This is a genomic window from Aggregatibacter kilianii, from assembly GCF_003129965.1.
Taxonomy (GTDB): domain Bacteria; phylum Pseudomonadota; class Gammaproteobacteria; order Enterobacterales; family Pasteurellaceae; genus Aggregatibacter; species Aggregatibacter kilianii_A.
Map to the genome: position 1 here is coordinate 1 of NZ_NRCJ01000031.1, position 2,842 is coordinate 2,842.

A 2,842-nucleotide genomic window follows, 5' to 3' on the forward strand; every position below is an offset into this window, starting at 1 on the left:
TATCGGTAAGAATCAGGAAATCTATGTCGGACAAGACTATCAACTGACCGTTAAAGCTGACCTCCTGATGAACTCCACGGCGGATAATATTGTCTTTGAGACCGCCGGTGCCAAACTGAGTATGTTTAAGAACGGCAATATTCAGGTGGAAGGCAAGTATGTGTATATTAATGGGCAGCCTATTGAGTTGAATCCGGGCAGTGGGAACACAGCCGTGGCAGGCATGATGGCAACAATGAGCAGTGCCGGTGCGTTGGGAGCAGTAAGTGGTATGGGTGGTCCGGGCGGTCCTGTCAGTGATGCGGAAAAAGCCAAAGCCATTGCTGAATACGAAGCGGCAAATCCTGAGAATGCCAAAAAGGTCAATAAATTTTTGGAACCTTTGGAAGAAAAGGACAGAAATGAAATCAAATACCTTATGTACACGGCTAGAGAGCCTTATCGTTCCTTGGGCATGAAATACTTGGATAAGATGAGAATTGAACCGAATAATAACAAAGATGCTTATTTCCAAGCTTCCGACAACCTTATCACTGTTGATTTTTCACAGGACAGAAATAATCCCCGGGGAAATTACTATACCTTTTTCCATGAATTGGGACACGGGATTGATTACTATGGCGGAAGAGATAAATTAAATGTTTTCCAACGAGCTTTTAAAGGTTCGGATGCAGAATTCTTATCAGAATTTCACCAATATAACGGAAAGACCTTGTCGGATCACAATATTGAAGACACTGCAAATTATGTGAGAAAAACAGGAGCAGGCTACTATTCTAAAAGCTATGAGCAATTATCGGGCGCCGAAAAAACATCCGTTGATAATATTACAGCTATTTTGACGGATCCAACAAAAAAAATAAGTGATGTTTCAGCTAATGATAAAGCAGTATATGCAGCCACAGTAAAAAATATTAATTCAAATTTACAAGGTGCAGCCAATGAATCGGCTTCAGATGTTTACGGAGGAGTTTCCGGATTAAAAGTTTCAGGTAGCTGGAGTCATAGAGAAAGCTACTGGGTAAAATCAGGAAAAGTTGTTAATACGACAAACAAAGAGAGCTTTGCCGAATATTATGGTCGTCAAATGATATTAGATCCTGAAAAGAGTGATGGACTCAATAGCATTAAACAATATCTACCCAAATCTACGGAACATTTAGAGCAGATTATAATTGATCTAGCTAAATAAAATTATAATTCTACAGGAGAAAAAAATGTTAAAAGCAATAATTAACTTGGGCTTAATAATATCAATTCCCTGCATAACTCTTGAACAAGCATTGTCTAAAGACAACATTAATCATTTTAGTAAGGAATACAACATGAAAGAAAATCTCCCTATCTCTGACTTTGAAAACTTATATGCATTCCATAATGATTTAAAAAATAGCGAGCATTCTCAACCTGTTAGGAATATTGCAAAAATATTATTCCTTGAACTTGTAAATATGCAAACAAAAAACAGCTTTGCTATTGATATAACAAGAAAAAAAATGCAAGTTAATTTTACTCGTTTACATTTAGGTGGTTTAGAGGAGTTTGAAATTAATCTTTCAGAAAGTGATATTGAAGCTTTATATAATCTATTAGAAAAAAGTAACATGACTCATTGGAAAAATAATTATGATAATGCAACCCCTGGACTGAAAGCAGCTGGGAATGGGTACCTTTGGGATTTATCAATTCAATATAATGACGGTACGGCTTGGTATTACACTGGAGAAAGCTCAATTGGTAAGCCATATTTACCTGAAGGATATGACACCTTGGTGAAAGGTTTGAATGAACTTGCTGAAAGCAAGAAACAATAGTGAATTTAAAGTGCGGTCAGTTTCTCAGTCGTTTTTCAATAGAAAAAACGCTTGGAAAAACAACCGCACTTTTTGGTGTTAAAACAATGTATGTCTGACAGCGCCCGACGCTTGGTACAACTCACCAATGAAAACCTAGTCACCTATCGTTTTTACCCCGGCACCGATAACCACAAACAAGTATTGCGTACCACCGAATTTAAACGGGATAATCTCGGACGAATCATCGCCGAGCAGGTTAGCCAATTTGACGGGCAACGTCAGCAAACCACTTATCATTATGACCCACTGAGCAGATTGAGTCAGTTAGCCGATGAGCAAACCACAATACACTTTACCTATGACGACGTAAGCAGAGTTATCGAACATCATTTATCGGACAAAGACGGTCACAGCCAAGTCATGCGTTATACCTATGATGCCAACGGCAACCGACTGGCAACTACCTTACCGAGCGGTGAACAAATTGATTACTTCTACTACGGAAGCGGTCATTTATCCGCAATCAAATTCAATGACTGCCTCATCACCGACATCACCCGCGATAAACTGCACCGTGAAGTCTCGCGTACGCAAGGGAAACTTGTCACCTCGTTCAAGCTGGATGCTATCGGCAGACTGGAAGCACAGTTGGCAACACTTGAACAGCAAACGACGCAACCGGCAACACAAACAACACCACAAGCTGCACCACATACGCTTGTCAATCGGACTTATCGCTATAATGAAACAGGCAACCTGATTCAACGCCGCGACTTGCGTTCAGGTAATCAGGATTACTATTATGATAAACTCGGTCAACTGACCATGGCTGGCAATGAAGTCTTTGCCTTTGACCCGGCACATAATCTGATTGAGCGGGAAACCGATAAACAGTTGAATAACCAACTGCTCGAATACCAAGGCGTCACCTATGGCTATGACGAATTCGGCAACTTAAGCCAACGCAAGCGAAATAACGGTGAAGTGCAAACCTATTCCTACAATGCCAAAGACCAACTGATTAAAGCAGTCATTCAGACACCAAA

The 2,842-nt window shown here is 40.1% G+C and carries 1 protein-coding gene and 2 pseudogenes; all 3 read left to right on the plus strand.

What is annotated here, in order from left to right:
* Positions 1-1,192, plus strand: a pseudogene (locus tag DK430_RS13040) (hypothetical protein); the annotation flags it as partial.
* 25 nt (positions 1,193-1,217) lie between these two features.
* Complete coding sequence (locus tag DK430_RS13045) at positions 1,218-1,814, plus strand: hypothetical protein (RefSeq protein ID WP_109079475.1); 597 nt, start codon at positions 1,218-1,220, stop codon at positions 1,812-1,814.
* Positions 1,815-1,904: 90 nt separating this feature from the next.
* Positions 1,905-2,842, plus strand: a pseudogene (locus DK430_RS13050) (type VI secretion system tip protein TssI/VgrG); the annotation flags it as partial.